Consider the following 20,447-nt stretch of genomic DNA (forward strand, 5'->3'; position numbering starts at 1 on the left):
TTAACCCCTTTCGTTCTCAGCCAACCTCTTTGATTGCTTGAGTATTTATACTTAATTTGTCCAGCCAATTGTTTTTTTAGTGATCGCCTTTCCTCAAAAATAGTTACTTTGTACTATATTGCCCATGCCAAAATCGGGGTTAATGCTCTATTTATTTCAAAATGAGAATTGCTGTATTGTGCCTGAGTCACTGGATATTTGCCAATCGCAAAACTGTTGACTTGAACTTGGTGTGGAGGCTTTTCATAACTTCGAGCATCAGAATCACTGTCAGGAGAACCCATGAGAAATTGACCTGCTGGTAAGTTCACCATCTCTAGTGTTATCCCATTGGGTAGGTTTTCGGTAAATGAAGTTTTATTGCCCAGTGCTGTCTCTGGTTGAGCAGATTTAGATGCAATCATCCAATCTGATGGAGAAGAAGGAGTTTTATTGTCTAGTGCTGTCTCTGGTTGAGGAGGGGGAGGAATAGGAGAGTCACCGACGACGGAGGTGATAAAATTCCCGACTCTCTCGATTACATGATTGTTTATGCGTTGAATGGCGGTTTCCAGTTCGATTTCCTCATCGGGGATTTCCACTTCCGTCCATTGCCATCCTTCCTGCTCGGCTCGCTCTAATGCGATCGCTAAACGGCCGCGCTTTTCTTCGCTGGTGACGAGGAAATTGAGCAAACTAGCCGATAGATTCTCGTTTTTGCGGAAAGATACCGCCGATTCGGAACTGAGAATGTTCTGGACGAGGGATTCCACTTCGCTGACACTGCGGGAAAGTTCCCCGTCAATGGTCACTACTCGATCGATTAAGCCTTGAAACTGCCCGATAATTGGTTTTAGGTATTGTTCTAGATTAATGGCTACTTTGGCCATTTCGATCGCTTCTTTTTCCAGATTATCTAACTCCAGCTGCAACTGATACACTTGTTTGTACCCGTTCAACTCGCCGATCATTTTCGAGAAAACCCGTTTCTGTGTATCCTGATCTTCGGCTAATTTCTGGATACTTTCGCTGATTAGGTCGATTTTCTTGAGCATGAGCAAGCTGGCGCGACCAACAAGAATCACAGTGCGGAAAATCTGCTGTTTCTGTAGTCTCAGGGTATCTCGCAGGTCGGCCGAGCCGATGCTATTCTCCAAAGATTGGCGTTTTCGCTCTGTTTCTGCCAATTTCTGGCATTTAACCGCCACTGCCTCCTTTATTTCCTCGGTCAGTGACTGGAAAAACCGCCGGTATTCATCCTTATGGTCGGCGAGAAATCCGATTAACTGGTTATAGTCCTTGACTAATCTTTCTAATTCTTGAAAAGTGGCTCTCCTAGGTTTGGTGGGTAAAATGTATTCTAAGATACATTTCTCCTAGCGAGGGGGTGGAACAAACCACAAAGACACAAAGGACACAAAGATCGATCGATCATTATGTAAGTTAAACTGATCACACAGAACCTAGAAGAGCCGAAAAGTTTCCTCGAAATTGAGGGGTTCTTCTTTTTTCCTCAATCCTAACCATGTATTGCGAACCCGTTTTCCGGTTTTAATCAGTTGCTGTCTTTCTTGAATCTGATCCTGCAAAATTAATAAATCGGGGCGATTTAGTTGGGGAAGTTGATAGGTTTTCCGATAAAGCTTGATTTTCGCCGTTTCTTCTGCCATCGCCGTGATCGCTGAGGGTGAGTTTTTTCTATTTTAGCCCGATTTTTTGATCATCAAATACTATCGGGATACGCCCCGATCAACTACCTAACCTTTTCTATAAGTCATAGAAGTAAGGATAAAGCTCTGATTCTGGAATATATTGACTTGCTTGCCTAAAAATAGCGTAACAGGTTCCAGGATCAAGTTGCCGATGATTGGGAATAGTTAAAGTCTCCTTTCTCTCCGAGATGACACGACGCAATTTTATGTGACTTCCTCGTTGACTGTGAATAGTAAAACCAAATCGATCAAGAATTTTGATAATGTCTTTGCCGGATAGTTGTTTCAGCTTAGGCATATTCTGGCTGTAACTCAAATATAATCTGTAGAGAAGGTTTGGCAACTAGACCGAACTCCCTGGGGTCTTCTCCCTCTAAATGCAGTAAAATGGCTTCTTGGAGATTATTAACCACCTCATCTAAGGTATTTCCCTGGGTGACAATCGAAATTTCCACGCATTCACCTACATATCCTTGTTGTTCACCAGAACGAATAATTGCGGTAACTTTTGGACTTAATTTTGTCATAATTGCTCATGTTTATTTTTTGCTTATTTAGATTTATGGCAATCGAGCAAGGGACGGGTCATTGATCGATTCTAACTGACTTTTCCCTAAGCTGTGGAATTTATCTAGTTTTCTAGAAATCTCGGCCAGAGGCGAAAAAATCAGCGACAATGATATAAATGGAGTTATCAACACAAGTAAAGCGATTATGACTGTAGCCACGACGAACGCCCGAGATATTTTCCGCTCCGCCTACGAAAACCGTTACACTTGGGATGAAGGATTCCCCGGTTACACTGCTGATATTATCCTCACCCAAGGAGAGGAAGTCCATACGGGCAAAATTCAAGTTAATGCCGATTATAGTGTGGAAGTAACGGGCATTGATGACGAGAAAGTGCAAGAAAGTATCTATAATCAAATGCGCGACATCGTTACTCACCGCAAAAGAGGCAATTTTGAGGCTTCCCACGGCAAAAACCAGTTTAATTTCGGGCAAGATGATCCCACCGGTGCAGTAGAAATTCTTGTCACCGGCGATGCTATGGGATCTAATTATAAAGTCCGCGGTCAGGAAATCTGTCAAGTCAGTCGAGTCATGGGACCGATGGCTTTTACTATTAATACCGAGGAAAGTCTCGATACGGGAGAAGGTTATATTTCTATTCGCTATAATGCCATTTTCCGCAATGCTAAAACCGATGAATTAAAGGGAAAACGTGACTTTAAGGAAACCTACGAAAAAATCGGTAATTATTATTTACCCTCCTGTCAAGTGATTAACGCAATCGATGTCGGTGGCGAAAAATCCACCACAGAATTCACTTTTATCAATCTACAGCTTTTAGAAGCTTAAGGGTTATTCCCGCCCAAAAAGCGTTAGGATCGAAGTAACTAAGTAGGTGGGTGTTAAAAATTGTCGGATCCCCCCGCCTATCGGCACCCCCCTTATCAAGGGGGGCAGGGGGGATCAAAGACAAAATCTATCTTCAATTTAATTGAAACCACTTACTTACACTGTAATAAATCTCTGACCAGAAGCTGATTATGTCTTTAACACTGACTCCCAATAACGTCGAACAAGTTTTAGATGAAATGCGCCCCTACCTGATGGCGGATGGTGGTAACGTGGAATTAGTCGAAATCGACGGGCCAGTCGTCAAACTGCGTCTTCAAGGCGCTTGCGGTTCCTGTCCCAGTTCCACCATGACCCTAAAAATGGGCATCGAACGTCGTCTCCGGGAAGTGATTCCCGAAATTGCCGAAGTTGAACAAGCTTTCTAAATCTTGGGTTAATTAATTCTCACCACCGCCCGATTGCTAATTTAATTAGCGATCGGGCATAATATTAATTATATATTTTCTTCTAAGTGGCTAGGTGTCAAAAACTTTCAGATACCCCCCTTATTAAGGGTAGATCCCCCCGCCTATCGGCACCCCCCTTATCAAGGGGGGCAGGGGGGATCAAACCCCCCTTATCAAGGGGGCAGGGGGGATCAAACCCCCCTTATCAAGGGGGGCAGGGGGGATCAAACCCCCCTTATCAAGGGGGGCAGGGGGGATCAAACCCCCCTTATCAAGGGAGGCAAAAGGCAAGAGGGAGAATAAATAATCAGTTTTTAATAACCAGATTTGTTATTATATATCTTTTTCTGCAAGATTGATAAAATTACAGAATTAATTAAGGTAAAAAGTATCTTTTTTAGCCGATTAACCAGCCAATTCAGCATTAACATATACTTGAAAATTTTTATTAAAACTCAAAAACTATGACAGAAAATATCCCCACTATTGTGGTCATGCACGGCGACCAAACTGGAGAAGAACTATTACTAGAAGCCCTGAGAGTATTGCAACCCTCGATAATTCGTCAACCGCTTAACTTTGCCGATTTTGATCTTAGTTTAGCCCAGCGTCGCCAGAGTAACAATCAAGTGGTTCACGAGGCCGCTGAAGCGACTCTAAAAACCGGATTAGCTCTCAAAGCTGCCACTATTACCCCAGAAATTAAAGGAGATGTGGGCAGTCCTAACGCTATTTTAAGAGAAGCAATGAATTCTCAGGTAATTCTCCGCATCGGTCGCCGTATCCCCGGTATTCGTCCGATTGGGGGCGTTTATTCTCCCATTGCCATTGTCCGCATGGCCGTTGATGATGCCTACGGGGCCAAAGAATGGCGAGAAACCACTGCCACCGGCGATGAAATTGCCTATCGCACCTCGCGCATTTCTAGGGCTACCAGTCGCGCCGTGGCCGAGTTTACCTTTCAACAGGCCAAAAAAACCGGGGCGCGGGTATTTGGCGGCCCAAAATTCACCGTTAGTGCCACCTACGAAGGGATGTTTAAAGAGGAATTAGACGCGGCGGCCCGAAGACATCCGGAAGTGCGTTATCAACCCCTGTTAATTGATGCAACTTTTGCCCTACTTTTACAAACCGACGGCGAAGCTTTGGTGATTCCGGCCCTTAATCGCGATGGCGATTTATTATCCGATTTTGTCTTGCAACTCTATGGCAGTATTGCTGGGGCCGAAAGTTTAGTTTTGGGATTTGATGAGGAGACCCTAGCGGTTAAAACTATTATGGCAGAAGCTCCCCACGGCACGGCCCCCGCTTTAGAGGGCAAAAATATCGCTAATCCCATGGCGATGATTTTAGCCTCGGCAGCTTTGTTAGGTTATATCGAAACTAGCGAGGCGCGTAAAGCTTCTCGGGCAATTTATGAAAGTGTCTTTGAAACTATTCACGAGGGCAAAAAAACCCCCGATTTAGGGGGCCAAATGACCATGAGTGAGTTTACCGATGAGGTGATTCGTCGCGTGGTCAGTAAGTTAGAAGTTTGGTCTGCTTTGGGGTAAACGAACTCATCTGATTGCTCTCTTAAAGGAGTTTGAAGAAAAGCTAATCCCAAAAAAATAAGAATTGTTGCAAAAGCTTTGCTTTTGTTTGTTTTGCGGAGAAATAACAGCTACCTTTGAAGTGTACAACGGAGTCCCTTTGCAGGATTAGGATAAGGACAATGAAATTACAAACTTTGACAAAAACTCTGACTATTGGTCTGATTGGTGTAGGAGCTGCCTTGACCTTACAATCACCGAGCCAAGCTCAAACCAGATTCGAGTGTCTTGTACCAATGACAGGCCCCTATATAGGAGTTCCCACAACCTATGCTAAAGTCGGACCTAATGAATACAAGGCTGTGATTCGTTGGGTTTCTCGTTATTTTAGTGGTTCCGGCTACACTCCCATGCAACGTTGTCAAGAAGTGACCGGAAGATTCAATGCCCTTTACGCTCGACCAAGCGGAATTGATATTATTACCACTGGCTATCTCAATGGTCTGCCGGTCATCTATTCCCCCAGTGATGGACGAGAACGGGCTAATAGTGCTAACCTATTATTCACCCTCAAGAGAGGGGAAAACGCAACCCAGAAAATCGCACAGCTATTTGACCTCCGGGAGGGGGCCAGCAGCAGTCCTTTGTTTGAAAGCTCATCGGATTCTGCCACTGTCCATTTCAACAAATTCCTAGAAAATGCTCCCGTGGAAACAAATCCTGCCACCGGTTCGTCCTCTTCTCCGGCGCCGGGGACTTCCCCCGAACAGTCGCCCCAAAAACCATCAGGCGGTTCTGTTTGGTAAACTTTTCTAGTTCTATAGATAGGAGCATAGTGATCAAGTGAGTCGGGCGATAAAAAGAATTTTGGCTGGTGCGGGCGGTTTATTATTGGGACTGTCCACACTTTTGCTTGCTGTCCCAAGCTATGCTCCCGCTCTGGAACCTAACCAGGCCAATGCCTATAGCTCTCAACAACTTTCACAACAACAGCTGCTTCAGTTGGCTAGAGCAATTACCGTTAAGGTGTTATCAGAGCAAGGCTGGGGTTCGGGCATTTTAGTTGAAAAGCAGGGTGCTTCCTACAAAGTTCTCACGAATGACCATGTTTTAGGGCGGGATCGCTCTCGGGGTTGGCAAATACAAACCCCTGACGGCAAGATACATCGGGGTCAGTTGGTCAGAACAATTCGCTTGAATAATTATGATTTAGGCTTAATTTCTTTTCGCAGTAGCCAAGTTTATTCTATTGCTGATTTGGCTAATGTTGATGATCTCGCTATCGGAGATGAAGTTTTCGCCGCCGGCTTTCCCTACGATGGCGATCGCCCGACAGAACAGGGATTTACCTTCACCGTGGGTAAAGTGTCGCTTTTGAGTGATAAATCCTTTTCGGGAGGCTACCAAATCGGCTACACCAATAAGATTAAAAATGGCATGAGTGGCGGACCGCTGCTGAATCGGCAAGGTAAAGTTATTGGTATTAACGGGATTCATGCTTATCCTCTCTGGGGTAAATCCTACGTTTTTGCTGACGGAACAGTGACTTCACCAGCACTGTGGGAACAAATGAGTCGATTAAGTTGGGCGATTCCTATCGGGACTTTTTTACAATCGGGGTCATCTTCTCCATCTGCTTCCAGTCGGCAACGGCCCGCAGTGTCACCCCCACCGCTTCCCACCCATAGAGAACCCACTTTCTGGGAAGATTTTCCTTCTCCATCCTCGTCAACCCCAAGAGAAAAGAATCCCGCTCGCACACCACTCTGGTAAATTCCACTCAACTGTATTTTTAAACCAGATGAGCAACAATTTCTTGAAAATTTCCGCCGCCCTAGTTAGTATAGCGGTGTTTGTGGTTTCTCCTCAGATTGCTAAGGCATCAACAACTGAGCAGATAGAAAAAATTGCTGAAAAGATTACCGTTTTAATCCCCTCAGAAGAAGAGGGGGCAAATGGGAAAATTACTGCTAATGGCTCTGGATCAATTATTGCCAAAGAAGGAAAAGTTTATACTGTTCTTACTGCCAGTCATGTGATCTGTAAAGATGCTAGAGATGCCTGCAAGTTCTATTACGATCAACTAAAAATTATTACCTGGGATGGCAAGCAATATCCGCTCGATTACAATAGCATCAAAAAATTACCCGGAGTAGATCTAGCTCTCGTGCAGTTTCAGAGCGACCAAAATTATCAGTTAGCGACCTTGGCTAACTATCAAGTAGCTGACGAACAATTTATTTTTGCTTCTGGATGGCCCGACCCGAAATTTATCGGCAAGCGGAAACGATTGTTCAATGTGGGGAAAGTGCTGCCCAAATACATTACACCCTTGCTGAAAATATTTCCCCCAGAGTTGGGGTATGAGATAGTTTATACCAGTGTCACCTATGGGGGCATGAGTGGCGGTCCAGTGTTAGATATAAATGGACGAGTCATCGCGGTTCACGGACAAAATGAAGCCGAAAAAATCGAAAAGGTTCCCGTGCCAATTGGCTTTAGTCTCGCTATTCCCATCACTACTTTTTTGAAATTAGCACCCCAGTCTGGCATTCAAGGGCAGATAAATGTCGAAAATTCGCCCCCCAATGCCTTATCTTTGCAAGAAATTGGTGATGAATTATACAGGGCTTTTGAAGTTCCCAATAATAACGATACTAATCCCCTCAACTGGCTTAATCAAGGCAATAAAATGTGGCGGTTAGGACAATTAGCCCTCGCCTATGCCGCCTATGAAAAAGCCTTGCAACTCGATGCTCAACTCTATCAAGCTTGGTACGGTAAAGGTCTGGTCTTGACCTACTGGAAACGCTCCCAAGAGGCGCTGGCCGCCTACGAACAAGCTCTCAAAATTAATCCTGACTCCGATACCGCCAAAAAACTGCGCGACAAGCTCCAAGAATCTTTAGGGGGAGGAAATACCCCTTCTCTAACCCCCTCACAGCCAACCACCGCGCCCACCGTGGAGCCTTCACCACAGCCCTCTAATCCGAGAAGACTATGGTGAAGTGAGTAGGGAAAATGCGGTTAGCTAATAGTGGGTTGCACCAATTTAGCTAAGAATGCTTGAATTGCTCGCAGTTCTGCGGGAGGATTGCGGAGAAACTCTTCGTTACTGGCTAAAATCATCGCATTATAGGCCCGCACCGCCGCCAGCAATTTAGCTGGAACTACCTTCTTATCTTTGGTCAGTTTCTCTAAGCTGGCCAATAAGTCTTCAATAACATTTAAAGGCGCTGTGCCGGGGGCTGAGTAAAGAGCGGCAATGACAGCATTGATATTATTACCCGCCTGTGCATCCCCTGTTAAGATGCTCAGTAGCGATTGCTGAACGGCTGCGGGAATCGGGGTACCCGTGGGGGAGGTTAAATTATTATCAGCTAACAGAGTATTCAGAGAAGCAGCCGCCTGATTAACAGCGATTTGAGCCGGTTCTCCCCCCTGAAATCCCGTTACCGTCCTGGTGCTGGGGAAAGTTTGACCAGCAAAATCACCGGTGGAAAGAATTGGCCCAGTGGCATCGGATTGGTTGCCGGTTTGCGCCATAACGGGAGAGACTAGGGAATTGGTCAGCAAAACCGCCGCCACTAGGGAAACTTGCCAATTAGTCAACCATTTCATCAACATGGTCTTTATCCTCATTCAAAAAGCTAAATTAGACAATCTAAAAACCGACTAACGGGGGAAAAAGTAATTGTAGCCGATACTCATCACGAAGCGAGCGCCGTTCCCGGCATTGCCCGTTAAATCAGCACCGGCAAGGTTAACCGTCAAGGGGATGTTCTGGAAAGGAATCAGGGAAATACCTGCGTTTAAATCTTGACCCGACCATTCGACAATGGCCGAGACTGGTTCAACAATTCGTAAACCCGCACTAGCAAAGACACCCAGGGAATTTACCCCATCTTCGATGGCTCCTTCCGAGCGAAAACGACCACCACCAACACCCAAAGAGAGCGTCAATTGACTAAAGGGTTCTTTCGTTGTTTCTGTGAACTGAAAAAATTTGCTCACCACCCCGTAGATACTGCTACCGGCATCTGTCCCACCCCAGTTAATAGCATTTTCAAATCCTAGGGCGACAGCAAAACCTTCTGGCAGAGAACGGTGAATTTTAAAGCTAAAACTACCCCGTCCGGCATTATCACCAAAAAGGCTCAAAATCGCCATAGTTACATCCAAACCGACAATTTTCTGGGGTTCTCCTAAACCGACCCCTAGGGCTAACCCACCATCTGCTTGATTGGTAAAACGGGTTCTCGACTGGAAAGCGAAACCACCGAAAATCTGCCCAAAATTCGCTCCAAAACCGATGGGAATAGAAATACTGGCACTAGGAGCAACCACAAATTCCGCCAGTTTCACAGAAAGGGTTTTCGGTTCCTCAATCAGAAACTCTTGACGTAAACGCTGCAATTCGGGAGAAACATTGGTATCAACGGGGGTGGATGCCTGTGCTTGCCATTTTTCGACTTCTGGAGAGTTATTATCTCCTGCTGGTAAAAGCTGACTCGCTTGCATTGTCCCTAGATTCGCCTTCCATTCTTCTAGGGTTGAAATTGTCCCGGTCTTTTCTGTTGCTAGAGTATCGAGGGAAGATTTCTCTAGTTTATTTTCTAAGGATAAGGCCAGATTACTATCGGCTAATCCCTCTGTTGTCGAGAAGGAATTGGTTGTCAGAACTCTTTCTGTCCTCTCTAATTCTACGGGGGAATTAATGATAATTTTTTCCTGGGATACCCGAATAGAAGCATCGTCAATGTCTAAGGGGGAAGGAAGGGCCTTCACCCCATCACAAAGTATGGCTGTCCCCACACAGGAGGCAATGAAAACTCCTCCAGAAAATATCTGTCTCATCTGGCTGTTTCTTTTGGCTTTTTTTAATAACACTTCCAGCTTTCCTCACGGACGAAATTAATTTGCCAGAATTGTAACTGATTTATTCTTAGATAGCAAGTTATCAAAGTTGCGTTCTCTGTATGATAATCATTGCTTAGGGACTTGCGTGGGAATAATATCCCAATTGATCGGAGGGCGCAAGCTTTGCGCCCCTACAGTAACGGATTTTGTCCACAATGTAGGGGCGAACTGCGTTCGCCCAAAAGGTACATTATCTAGGCAAGGCTTTGAAGACTATCTTTCTGGAAAGAAAATTATCCCTACAGAAACGAGAAGAACCATCTTTCCTTTGCCAGTGTCTGGAATTGTCAATTCGCCTACCCCATCGGCATTACTGAAGAAAATCCTTGTCCTCACTGAAAGTATGGTTTAAAAATTTCCTTGATTCTTTTTGTCCCTAGTCTGCCTAAATGAAGTGTAAAAAATTTACCACCTCTATTCTTGGATTCCCTAGTTGTACTGCCTCTCCGTTCACGAATCAAATAGGCGGATTATATTGCTAGAACTAAAAAAAGCGGGTTGAACCCCGCTTGTCATCAAAAACTAAGCCAACTTAAAGGCATCTCGCCAACACCAGCGCAACAGGGTAAAAGCTATCAAACCTTTAACCACTTCTAGAAACCAATAACCAATCTGCAAAGACATCATTTCTCCCGACATTCCCGACGCGGTAACGGGGGCCAGTAAACCCATAGCGCTCAGATTGGGAGTGAGAAAATAGGTGTAAATTAGGGTGATTACTAAGAGAACACCGGCGAATAGAAGCGATCGATGTTCGGGGAGATGGATTAAGGTATGATAGCGGTGGAAGACAACAAAGCTACACAGCACAATCGCCGCACAAACTAATTCCAGATGGTTAAAAATGCCAAATAGCAAGTAACCGGCACTGGCAAAGCCATTTTGTGTCATCATGCCAGCTACGGATAAGCTGGGGATAATGATTAAATCGATGACGAAACTGGCACTTAACCAGAAACCAAGAACAACCATGGCTAGGGTTGTCCAATTAAACCAAGACCGATAACGCTCAACAAAAGTTTTCATTAGGCTTGCTCCTCCTTGCCTTTCTAACTTAATTGTAAAGAGCGTTCGCCAAAATTTTGGCAAGTTTTTTGCTAATTCTTAGCAATTCTTATCAATTCTTAGGAGAGCAACCAAACAATACCGCTCTTACTTCTAGATTTGGCTACCCGCTCGGGGCGTAATTGTAAAGATTTATCAACAAGTGTTTATAAAAACCTTTAAATACTGACCAAGGTGACGATTCTAGACTTACCCTGAGATAATAACTGACTATCTACGGGTTTACTGTTATGGATAAGGATTTTCGTAACTATCGCATGGTTTGCACTCTCACCTTTGGAGATATTTACGGACAAATAATCGTTTGGTTAATCGTTATTTTTCTTACTCTCGCTTCCACTCTAGCTCTTTGGAGTAGCACTAGACAAATTTTCGCCCTCGCTACCGTGGGGTTAGTCGTCGTCCTCTCTTTGCCTTTTTTACTCTTTGCTTTCGTTACTACCCTCCTCAATCATATTGAATTCGTTCCCATCGAAGCGGAAACCAACATTCGTCGTGGTCCTGTCCCCGGAGTTAGCGGCAGCCGTGTACCTGCAGCCAGCTAAATCCGACCAAATCCCCAATAAATAATCTAGAGACGTTATCAGCAACGTCTCTAGCAGTTTTTGTCATTGGTTGCGTCTGGGTTTCTCGTTCGAGATGTTTGTAAATTTTTGTAAACTTAACTTGTTTTAAAACACTTTTTCTGTTAGGGATTATCCAAAGAAAAATAGATGAAGCAGAGAAATTGTCAAGAGAATAATCTTGTTTGCTGCCTGATCCCGGTCAATGATAAATTTTTAAATACCTAGTCTTTTACATTTTCCCAACTCTCGGAGTGATCCCCGATGTTAAAAAATCTCTTTGGTGGCAAAAAATCTGACTTTTACCTAGAACTAAAAGAAACTGATGGTGAACAAAAAGCGACAGCAACCACGGCAGCAGCCGCCCCTGTTGTGGAAGCGCCCGCCGCTGCTGTGGAGTCTGCTGCCGCCCCTGTAGCCGAGAAAAAAGCCCAAAAAACTTCTATCAAGAAAGAAAAGCAAGTAAAAGAAACTCCCGCCGCTCCTGTGAGCGCACCGGCACCCGTAGCCGCTACTAACGGTAAAGTAGAGCCGCAAGAGGTGGAATTTGCGACAAAATACTTGATTACTCCTAGTCTGTCTCGCCGTCGCCCCGGTCCAAGTTTGAATGGTTTCAAAGACATGGCACGCAAGGCGAAACTACCTGCTAACCGCGGCTAAATCCCCCAGATTGCTTTCTCAACAAAAAAAAAGGAGAGCTTTCTTTGACTCTCCTTTTTCATCAGGGTGCATCTACTGACTCAAGTTTAGCAGAGAGTTTTTTTAAGGTTGGTTATTTAGGTTACTCCCCAGAGTATTTTGGGGATAATTATTGCCTGTCTTTTTGGGTAACTTTCAAAACCTAGGACTAGACCGAACTGATCAAAGCGGTGATCACCACTATCCCGATCTGTTTCCGGTTTTTCAATTCTCCGACTTTTTCGGCGAGATCGGTGGTTTTCCCCGCCGCGTTCGCCATACTTTAACTCGAGCTGCTTGCAGCTTAAACCCTCTATCTTTCCGTCTAGGGTTTAGATATCGCCTTTAATTTCCGACTGCCCTAACTCTAAATTCTTCTGTCCGTTTTCCAAGGTAATTAGTCGGTTTTTGATCGCCTTCTGTCCGTTGGCAATATTATTATGCTCGTTTAATCCCCTCTCCTAAGAATGATCAGGAGGGGCAAAATAAAAATCTGCTCCTAGTTTCTGACTCAACTCTTGATGTCCACAAAATTCTTTGACCTTGTCACAAGTAAAGGTTTTTCTTTTGTCAGGAGTAATCGGTCATTTATTTTGATTGGGGCTGCTAATTAGGCAGCCGATAAGAACTCTTGATCGCTGATAATCAGGATTATTTCCTAACTTTTAACTGCTGACATCTGCCGCATTTCTAAATACACTAATAAAGCGTTAATATCAGCAGGATTGACTCCGCCAATTCGCGAGGCTTGGCCGATGGTGGCGGGTTTAATTTTTGTTAATTTTTCCCGGGATTCCATTGACAAAGTTTCGATTTTCATGTAGTCAATATCGGGGGATAAATGACGGTTACTGTGGCGACTAATTTGGTCGATTTGATTTTGTTGTCGCTTCAAATAACCGGAATATTTAATCTCAATTTCTACCCCTTCTCTTTCGGCTAAATTTATATCAGGATTACCTAAACCATAGCGATCAAGATCGAGATAATGGAAGCTAGGACGACGCAGTAAATCCGCTAAAGAGAGAGAACCTTTAATTTTTTGTTCCGTATCCTTAACGATGGCAATTGCCACCTGATCCCGTTCTTTAATTCTCGTTTCGTGTAGGCGTTCTTTTTCAGCGATAATATTAGTCTGTTTGCTCTGGAATAATTGCCAACGCCGGTCATCAATTAAACCAATTTCTCGCCCTAAAGGTGTTAATCTTTGATCGGCATTATCCGATCGCAATACTAAGCGATATTCGGAACGACTGGTTAACATTCGATAGGGTTCCCGCAGATCCTTAGTACACAAATCATCGACCAAAGTTCCTAGATAACTTTCCTCCCGGGGAAAAACAATTAACTCTTTTCCTAAAGCAAACCGGGCCGCATTAATCCCCGCCACCAGTCCCTGGGCTGCCGCTTCTTCATAACCGGTTGTCCCGTTAATTTGTCCCGCACAAAATAACCCCTCAATCTTCTTCGTCATCAGGGTTGGATAACACTGAGTTGCCGGTAAATAATCGTATTCCACTGCATAGGCAGCCCGCAACATTACACAGTTTTCTAAACCGGGTAAAGTCCGCAGCATTGCTAATTGAACATTTTCCGGCAGTCCGGTTGAAAAGCCTTGGATATAAAGTTCAGGAATATCGCGCCCTTCCGGTTCAATAAAAATTTGATGACTTTCTTTATCGGCAAAACGGACGATTTTATCCTCAATACTAGGACAATAACGCGGTCCTTTGGAGTCAATAAAACCGCCATAAATGGGGGATAAATGTAAATTATCTCTGATTAATTGATGAGTGGCCGCCGTGGTGCGGGTGAGATGACAGTTCATTTGTTCCCGTTCGATCCACACCTCTGGATCAAAACTAAACCAACGTACCTCGTCATCGGGCGGTTGCGGTTCCATGCGCGAGTAATCCACCGAACGCTTATCCACACGGGCAGGAGTGCCAGTTTTTAGGCGACCGGTCTCGAATCCGAGACGATTTAGGGTTTCTGTTAAACCCACCGCCGCAAATTCGCCCGCGCGTCCAGCTGCCATAGACTTGCCGCCGATCCAGATTTTGCCGCCTAAAAAAGTGCCAGTGGTTAAAATGACGGCTTTAGCGGCGAAACAAGTGCCGAAATAGGTTTCTACCCCTAAAACTTGCTCATTTGCCCCTAAAATCAGGTCTGTGGCCATGCCTTCCCGAATAACCAGATTTGCTTGGGTTTCGACGATACCTTTCATCACCGCCGCGTATTCCCGTTTATCGGTTTGGGCGCGTAGGGCCCAGACTGCCGGTCCGCGAGAGGCATTAAGAACCCGTTTTTGCAGATAGGTGCGGTCGGCCATTTTGCCAATTTCGCCGCCTAAAGCGTCCACTTCGTGGGTTAATTGGGATTTAGCCGGACCACCGACGGCGGGGTTACAGGGTTGCCAAGCGATTTTATCGAGATTAAGGGTGAGGAGAAGGGTACGACAACCGAGACGGGCGCAAGCTAGGGCCGCTTCACAGCCGGAATGGCCCGCCCCGACGACGATGACATCAAATTCATCTTGAAAGTCTGCGGCTGAGGAGAAAGTCATAAGCTGTTCGTAATTTAAATTGCTTGTTGAGACGAGGCAAAAGGCAAGAGGCAAAAGGCAACAGTAAAGGGATTGGGGGAGGTTCGGCTAGTCTAAGAATAAGCGGTTTAAATGCGTCTTAGCTTACTCGATCGAGGGGAAAATTAATTAATCAGGCTAATATTCTAGCAATTTTTCTGAGTTTCCCCTCAAATATAATACAAGATTACTAACTATGTCATTGAATACCATCAAAGCGATCGCATAAATCTAAAAACAATCTATATAATCCCTATTTACCCTTGCCTTTTCAGGGCATTACTGGCTAAGTATTATAGGTGCTTATCATATCTTCACGATCGTTTAAAGATTATAATCATGGATTTACTTGCCAATCCCGTTGCTTTGTCGCGGATACAATTCGCCATCACCGCTATTTTCCATATGCTTTGGCCGGTGTTAACCACTGGTATGGGCATTTATCTAGTTATTGTCGAAGGATTATGGCTAAAAACCCGCAATCCGGACTACTATCATCACGCTCGCTTCTGGTCAAAACTCTACATTCTCAATTTCGGCATTGGAGTTGCTTCTGGTTTACCCATGGCTTTTCAGTTTGGCATGAATTGGGCGCCTTTTTCGGAAGCGGTGGGGGACTTTTTCGGAACTATCCTCGGTTTCGAGGGAACCATGGCCTTTATGCTAGAGGCTAGTTTTCTAGGAATTATGCTGTTTGGTTGGGGACGAGTTCCCCCGTTAATTCACTTCCTAGCGACAATTCTCGTCGCTTTTGGGGCTAATCTTTCCACTTTCTGGATTTTAACCGCTAATTCTTGGCTGCAAACCCCCGCCGGTGGCATCTTCGTGGATGGTAAATTTATCGTTCAGGACTACCTACAAGCGATTCTCAATCCCTTCATGGTTAATAGTTTCCTGCATATGTTTTTCGCTACTCTGGAAACTTCTTTATTCGTCATTGGTGGGATTAGTGCTTGGTATTTGCTCAATAAACGTCACATTAGCTTTTTTAGTCGTTCTCTCAAAATTATTCTTACTCTAGCGATTGTTATCGCCCCCTTGCAAATTTTTGTCGGTCATCTTAGTGCCGAACAAGTGTATCACTATCAACCGGCTAAATTAGCCGCCATGGAAGCGCAATGGGAAACCATTCCTGCGGGAGAAACTGCCGGTTGGAGTTTGGTTGCTTTACCCAAGGATAAAGCGGAGACAAATAGCTGGGAAGTGAAGATACCTAATGCTTTGGGTTATCTTTTGGAATTAAAACCCAAGTTATCGGAACCTGTTCTCGGCTTAAAAACGTGGAAATACGAAGACAGACCGCACATGGTGGGGCTAATCTATTATTCCTTCCGGATTATGGTCGCTATCGGTCTTTTTCTTGCTTCTTTAATGACTGTAACTGTCGGGCAATGGCTGCGCGGTCAACTGAGTAACGAAAAAATCGACAGTCAAAAATGGTTACTGCGCGCTTGGGTTTTTGCGGCCCCTCTGGGTTATCTTGCGGTTGAAACCGGTTGGATTGTCCGTTGTGTCGGTCGTCAACCCTGGACGGTTTACAATCAAATCCGGACAGTGGATGCTGCTTCTAAACTGCCCGCAGGCGAGATTTTAACCTCTTTAATCGGAATTACGGCGATTTATGTCGTTTTCTTGGTTTCTGCTCTCTATTTCGGTAGTCTTATTATCCGTCAGGGACCAAATCTTAACTTACCACTGCCGGGGACTCAACAGGAAAAAGTGACCTCACCAGAACTAAATCCTCGTTCCCTAGAAGCGCAACAATAGGAGGAACTATGGAACCGTTACAGTATTTTTTGCCACAAATTTGGTTTTTTATTCTGGGATTATTCCTGTTTCTATACGTCCTCCTCGATGGTTTTGACTTGGGGGTGGGAATTCTTTCCCTGACTTCCTCCTCCGAGAAGCGTCGCAGTATTTTAATGACCAGTTTGGGCAATGTTTGGGATGCTAACGAAACTTGGATTGTTTTGATGGGTGGTTCCCTGTTTGGGGCGTTTCCCCTAGCTTACGGGACAATTTTAAACGCTTTATACCTGCCAGCAGTGATTATGGTGGTGGGGCTGTTATTTCGGGCTGTTTCCTTCGAGTTTCGTGAACATTCTCGTCGCAAGTTGTTCTGGAATTATGCCTTCGGACTCGGCAGTTTTTTGGCCGCTTTGGGGCAAGGATTCGCCCTCGGTGCGGTTTTTGAGGGCATTAAAGTGGATGAATTGGGTCATTTTGCCGGCGGCCCCTTTGATTGGTTAACATGGCGATCGATTCTAGTTTCTTTAACTTTAATCCAAGCTTATGTTTTAGTGGGTTCCACTTACCTAATTCTGAAAACTACGGGTAATTTACAGGAAGTTCACTATAAAACGGCAAAAATTGCCGCTATTACCACTTTTATCGGTGCTATCTTTATCACCATCAGTACGCCGCTGCTTTCTGACCATATCCGTCAGCGTTTATTTGACCCTCGACTAATTTACATCTTTATCCTCATCCCGATTTTAGCTGTGGTCTTACTGGGTTTATTACTGCGGAGTTTGCAACTAAAGGAAGAAAACACCCCGATGGTGTGGACAGTATTGCTGTTTATGCTCTCTTTTATCGGTTTGGGATTGTTGATTTTTCCCGATATTATTCCCCCGTCCGTGACAATTTATCAAGCGGCAGCCGCCCCTAGTTCTTTGGTGTTTATGCTGACTTTTGTGGGTTTTTTAATCCCAATTTTACTAGCCTATACAGTTTATAATTACATCGTTTTTCGGGGTAAAATTACTGCTGAATCCTACGGAGAATAGATGAGGTTGCCGATTTCAGACATGAATCTTCTTTTGTGGTATTTTTAAAGGGAGACTCTCTAAGCTGATGCTAAACTGTATTTACTCTAGGAGATCTTTGGGTGTAATTAATTCGTAACGCTCGAAGGGTTGATGAATCCAGGGATTATCGGGGTAATATTCCACATAATAGTCAGGTTTGATTCTTGATGCTGCTTTGTACCAGATCACCGCAGTTTTGATATTGGTAATCTCGTATTTTTCCTGCAATAAAATCGAGGTTTTTTGGAGAGTAATTCCCGAATCGACTAAATCATCCACTAATAACAAGGGACTCTTTAATTTGGCTTCGATCATGGCTAAATTCGAGGAAATAGTTAATTCTCCCCGAATTTGATGATTTTGCCCCCCGTAGGAAGCAGCATAGAGAATGGCTAGGGGTTGACGAAAAAGACGACAGAGAATGTCACCGACGCGCAATCCTCCCTTAGCTAAACAGACAATCTGAGCAAATTGCCAACCAGAACGATCGATTTTTATTGCTAATTTTTCGATCAGACGATGGTATTCATCCCAAGAAACATAGACATCGGCCATATTTTCGATTCTCGATTGATAATTACTTATTTTCGGCAGGTCGATCACTACTCCAGGCCCACCAAACTCGATCGCATTGACAATGATAGAATTCCTGCCATTTACGTCGAGAATCTTCTCCTAAAACGGGAGCGCGGCGATTGATCCAAACGGCCTGAGCTTCTTTAGCTTTTGCCCCACAGTAAGGACAACAAAAATTGTAGGCGTGAACAGCATTCTCTGTCCAGTCAGGGGGAAAGGGACTAAAAGCATCCATAATCTCTGGGTTAAGGGGGTTAACAGTCAAAAAGGGGCTTGAATCGCTGGTGTTTAGGCTATAGTTCTCAATTTCTGCTTCGATAATTTTTACAGCGTTTCCCATAGAAATGAAGTGTAACCTAATTTGGTATTGACGACCGACTCCCCCAAAGGAAAACTTTGTACCTCACTATTAAGATAAATGCTATAATAGGTTTTGACAAGCTGTAAATCTTCAAATATGGAAAGAAGTTATACAAAAGTTGCTTTTATAGATAGGAACATAAATTAAATATACCCTAATAAGGGTGAATAAGCCAGGCTTATAATTTTACCAAAACTAATGAAATAGCTTCTCAAACCACTCCCCAAAAATGATTATCCTACATAAGTACATTTACCTTGATGTGCTGCTGGGTAGGTTTTGTGCTGGCTAAAAGTATCGTTGGCATGAGACCCCTAAGTGCGCTCGTGAAAATGCAAGGAATTAATGTCAATTATAATCGCCAAAGTTTAAATAAAATTTTGAAAAAAGGCACGTTAGAAACGCGCCTCAAAAATTATTAATTAAACTTCAGTTAAGAGATCTAAATTTAGACTATTAGCAGCCTAAACGACGTTTGTAGCCTTCAAAATCTTCACGCATTTTCTTATAGGCCAGATCTCGTTCTTGGGGCGACATATAAGCACGATCGCTTAGAGTGCTTGGCTGCGTCATATAAGCTAGAGTAGAAATGTCTCCTCAAAATTATTTTAAAAAGCTTCGTCTTAACGCCTTACATCAATCCATTACCCAAAACCCCGAACTAACGTTAATTTATCAAATTGCCGAAGAATTAGGTTTTTTTGAGCGAGGACATCTTGCCTCTGATTATAAACAACTGTTTGGTTATTTTCCCTCTGAAACTTTTAAAAATAGAACATAATGAGCCATCTTAATTGTCATTGTGAGCGGTAATAAATTCTAATCAGGACAAAAAATTGTGCGAAAACCGATATGATTGGTAGAAGTGTCGATATCTTCGGGATGGCGAGCGGCGGGACGGTAACGAGCGCAGTAGTTAGGGGCGCAGAGGAAAGAGCCTCCTTTGAGGACTTTACGGGGTTTTCGCATTGAGGGATGAAGTTTGAGGTTATAACTATCTTCTTCGGTTCCGCCTAGGGGATTTTTCGGGGTACAACAGGCTTTAGTCGGGTTTTTGGGATGTTGTTCCTGATACCAATCTTGTGTCCATTCCCAGACATTACCTATCATGTCATAAAGTCCATAACCATTGGGGGGATAGCTTTCTACTGCTTCTGGACCGGGTGCATGAGGTTTGAGATTTTGCCAAGGAAATTGTCCTTGCCAAGTATTAGCCATGACTTTACCATTAGGCATAAATTCATCACCCCAAGCAAATTCTGCCCCCTCTAAACCCCCTCGTGCAGCAAATTCCCATTGTGCTTCAGTTGGGAGTTCTTTTCCTGCCCATTTTGCATAGGCAAGGGCATCTTCATAGACAATATGTACTACAGGATGGTTTTCTCGATTTTTAATTGAACTTCCAGTACCTTCGGGATGTCGCCAATTTGCCCCCGGCATATATTGCCACCAGCAGACAGTACGAGGATCAACGGGACGATCTGGTTTCACAAAAACGGCAGATCCGGGAACTAATATTTCAGGATCAGCATTAGGATAATCTTCTGCTTTCGGTGGTTTTTCAGCAAAGGTAATATATCCTGTTTCTTTGACAAATTTTCTAAATTGTTTATTAGTGACCAAATATTTATCCATCCAAAAGCCGCTAACGGTTACGGTGTGGACGGGTCCTTCTTCAGGATATTTACGACTGTTTGACCCCATTTCAAATGTTCCCCCCGGAATCCAGATCAGATCTTTATGGGGAGGTTTACCTGGAGCAGATGAGGGGTTTTGAGATATTTGCATACTCAAGATATAGCCTTTATTTTATCAAGGGTTAGAGTGGGTAGGGGCAATGCAGAAATTACCCCTAC

General features: G+C 44.1%; 20 protein-coding genes and 3 pseudogenes. 11 read left to right on the forward strand and 12 right to left on the reverse strand.

The window, feature by feature from the left end; translation table 11 throughout:
• Positions 1-173 precede the first annotated feature (173 nt).
• From EWV60_RS20520 to EWV60_RS20535, 4 genes and pseudogenes are all read right to left on the reverse strand, one after another.
• Positions 174-1,346: pseudogene (locus EWV60_RS20520) on the reverse strand (formylglycine-generating enzyme family protein); the annotation flags it as partial.
• Positions 1,347-1,460: 114 nt separating this feature from the next.
• Positions 1,461-1,649: pseudogene (locus tag EWV60_RS20525) on the reverse strand (formylglycine-generating enzyme family protein); the annotation flags it as partial.
• Positions 1,650-1,746: 97 nt separating this feature from the next.
• Positions 1,747-1,989, reverse strand: a complete 243-nt coding sequence (locus tag EWV60_RS20530; RefSeq protein WP_002735126.1) for a type II toxin-antitoxin system HicA family toxin — start codon at positions 1,987-1,989, stop codon at positions 1,747-1,749.
• Positions 1,982-2,218 carry a type II toxin-antitoxin system HicB family antitoxin gene (locus EWV60_RS20535; RefSeq protein WP_002753114.1) on the reverse strand — a complete coding sequence of 79 codons (237 nt, stop codon included), beginning with the start codon at positions 2,216-2,218 and terminating at the stop codon, positions 1,982-1,984. The genes EWV60_RS20530 and EWV60_RS20535 overlap by 8 nt, the downstream gene beginning before the upstream one ends.
• A 187-nt stretch (positions 2,219-2,405) precedes the next feature.
• Here EWV60_RS20535 and EWV60_RS20540 point away from each other — a divergent pair, with 187 nt between their 5' ends.
• The 6 genes from EWV60_RS20540 to EWV60_RS20565 all read left to right on the forward strand — a co-directional run bounded on the left by EWV60_RS20540 (position 2,406) and on the right by EWV60_RS20565 (position 8,041).
• Positions 2,406-3,053: a DUF3386 domain-containing protein gene (locus EWV60_RS20540; RefSeq protein WP_287234367.1), complete on the forward strand. Its 648-nt coding sequence runs from the start codon at positions 2,406-2,408 to the stop codon at positions 3,051-3,053.
• 191 nt (positions 3,054-3,244) lie between these two features.
• Positions 3,245-3,481, forward strand: coding sequence for a NifU family protein (locus tag EWV60_RS20545; RefSeq protein ID WP_002735229.1), 237 nt, complete (start codon positions 3,245-3,247; stop codon positions 3,479-3,481).
• A 485-nt stretch (positions 3,482-3,966) separates the two neighbouring features.
• The gene (locus EWV60_RS20550; protein ID WP_002753112.1) at positions 3,967-5,055 is read left to right on the forward strand and encodes an isocitrate/isopropylmalate family dehydrogenase; all 1,089 of its coding nucleotides are present in this window, start codon (positions 3,967-3,969) and stop codon (positions 5,053-5,055) included.
• 161 nt (positions 5,056-5,216) lie between these two features.
• Positions 5,217-5,840 carry a COP23 domain-containing protein gene (locus EWV60_RS20555; protein ID WP_002758938.1) on the forward strand — a complete coding sequence of 208 codons (624 nt, stop codon included), beginning with the start codon at positions 5,217-5,219 and terminating at the stop codon, positions 5,838-5,840.
• Positions 5,841-5,877: 37 nt separating this feature from the next.
• Positions 5,878-6,807 carry a S1 family peptidase gene (locus tag EWV60_RS20560; RefSeq protein ID WP_287234371.1) on the forward strand — a complete coding sequence of 310 codons (930 nt, stop codon included), beginning with the start codon at positions 5,878-5,880 and terminating at the stop codon, positions 6,805-6,807.
• Positions 6,808-6,835: 28 nt separating this feature from the next.
• Positions 6,836-8,041, forward strand: a complete 1,206-nt coding sequence (locus EWV60_RS20565) for a tetratricopeptide repeat-containing S1 family peptidase (RefSeq protein ID WP_287234374.1) — start codon at positions 6,836-6,838, stop codon at positions 8,039-8,041.
• A 20-nt stretch (positions 8,042-8,061) separates the two neighbouring features.
• Here the strand turns inward: EWV60_RS20565 and EWV60_RS20570 are convergent, their stop codons facing one another.
• The 3 genes from EWV60_RS20570 to EWV60_RS20580 all read right to left on the reverse strand — a co-directional run bounded on the left by EWV60_RS20570 (position 8,062) and on the right by EWV60_RS20580 (position 10,980).
• The gene (locus tag EWV60_RS20570) at positions 8,062-8,661 is read right to left on the reverse strand and encodes a hypothetical protein (RefSeq protein WP_016514896.1); all 600 of its coding nucleotides are present in this window, start codon (positions 8,659-8,661) and stop codon (positions 8,062-8,064) included.
• Between the two features lie 48 nt (positions 8,662-8,709).
• Complete coding sequence (locus EWV60_RS20575) at positions 8,710-9,924, reverse strand: hypothetical protein (protein ID WP_353734408.1); 1,215 nt, start codon at positions 9,922-9,924, stop codon at positions 8,710-8,712.
• A gap of 552 nt (positions 9,925-10,476) precedes the next feature.
• Complete coding sequence (locus tag EWV60_RS20580) at positions 10,477-10,980, reverse strand: hypothetical protein (protein ID WP_002735260.1); 504 nt, start codon at positions 10,978-10,980, stop codon at positions 10,477-10,479.
• Between the two features lie 269 nt (positions 10,981-11,249).
• Here EWV60_RS20580 and EWV60_RS20585 point away from each other — a divergent pair, with 269 nt between their 5' ends.
• The gene (locus tag EWV60_RS20585; RefSeq protein WP_002735918.1) at positions 11,250-11,564 is read left to right on the forward strand and encodes a hypothetical protein; all 315 of its coding nucleotides are present in this window, start codon (positions 11,250-11,252) and stop codon (positions 11,562-11,564) included.
• Positions 11,565-11,846: 282 nt separating this feature from the next.
• A complete protein-coding gene (locus EWV60_RS20590) occupies positions 11,847-12,242 on the forward strand; it encodes a hypothetical protein (RefSeq protein WP_002753101.1) in 396 nt (131 codons plus the stop codon).
• Between the two features lie 482 nt (positions 12,243-12,724).
• On the opposite strand, the pseudogene EWV60_RS20595 reads toward EWV60_RS20590, so the two are convergent.
• Together EWV60_RS20595 and mnmG are read right to left on the reverse strand one after the other, a co-directional pair.
• Positions 12,725-12,841, reverse strand: a pseudogene (locus EWV60_RS20595) (IS30 family transposase); the annotation flags it as partial.
• Positions 12,842-12,918: 77 nt separating this feature from the next.
• Positions 12,919-14,826, reverse strand: coding sequence for a tRNA uridine-5-carboxymethylaminomethyl(34) synthesis enzyme MnmG (mnmG, locus tag EWV60_RS20600; protein ID WP_287234380.1), 1,908 nt, complete (start codon positions 14,824-14,826; stop codon positions 12,919-12,921).
• Positions 14,827-15,183: 357 nt separating this feature from the next.
• Between mnmG and EWV60_RS20605 the strand changes: the two genes are divergently transcribed.
• Positions 15,184-16,611: a cytochrome ubiquinol oxidase subunit I gene (locus tag EWV60_RS20605; RefSeq protein ID WP_287234382.1), complete on the forward strand. Its 1,428-nt coding sequence runs from the start codon at positions 15,184-15,186 to the stop codon at positions 16,609-16,611.
• Positions 16,612-16,619: 8 nt separating this feature from the next.
• On the forward strand, positions 16,620-17,633 hold the full coding sequence (cydB, locus tag EWV60_RS20610; RefSeq protein ID WP_002792975.1) for a cytochrome d ubiquinol oxidase subunit II: 1,014 nt from the start codon (positions 16,620-16,622) through the stop codon (positions 17,631-17,633).
• An 81-nt stretch (positions 17,634-17,714) separates the two neighbouring features.
• Here the strand turns inward: cydB and EWV60_RS20615 are convergent, their stop codons facing one another.
• Both EWV60_RS20615 and EWV60_RS20620 read right to left on the reverse strand, forming a co-directional pair.
• Positions 17,715-18,209 carry a phosphoribosyltransferase gene (locus EWV60_RS20615; protein ID WP_287234385.1) on the reverse strand — a complete coding sequence of 165 codons (495 nt, stop codon included), beginning with the start codon at positions 18,207-18,209 and terminating at the stop codon, positions 17,715-17,717.
• Positions 18,210-18,231: 22 nt separating this feature from the next.
• Positions 18,232-18,465 (reverse strand): hypothetical protein, encoded by a 234-nt coding sequence (locus EWV60_RS20620; RefSeq protein ID WP_002771307.1) that lies wholly within the window; start codon positions 18,463-18,465, stop codon positions 18,232-18,234.
• A 715-nt stretch (positions 18,466-19,180) separates the two neighbouring features.
• On the opposite strand from EWV60_RS20620, the gene EWV60_RS20625 reads away from it, so the two are divergent.
• Positions 19,181-19,372 (forward strand): helix-turn-helix domain-containing protein, encoded by a 192-nt coding sequence (locus tag EWV60_RS20625; protein ID WP_002757988.1) that lies wholly within the window; start codon positions 19,181-19,183, stop codon positions 19,370-19,372.
• Between the two features lie 38 nt (positions 19,373-19,410).
• Here the strand turns inward: EWV60_RS20625 and EWV60_RS20630 are convergent, their stop codons facing one another.
• A complete protein-coding gene (locus EWV60_RS20630) occupies positions 19,411-20,379 on the reverse strand; it encodes a formylglycine-generating enzyme family protein (RefSeq protein WP_002774263.1) in 969 nt (322 codons plus the stop codon).
• Positions 20,380-20,447: the final 68 nt, after the last annotated feature.

Source organism: Microcystis sp. Msp_OC_L_20101000_S702 (assembly GCF_007095705.1).
In the GTDB taxonomy this organism is placed as follows: Bacteria; Cyanobacteriota; Cyanobacteriia; order Cyanobacteriales; family Microcystaceae; genus Microcystis; species Microcystis ichthyoblabe_A.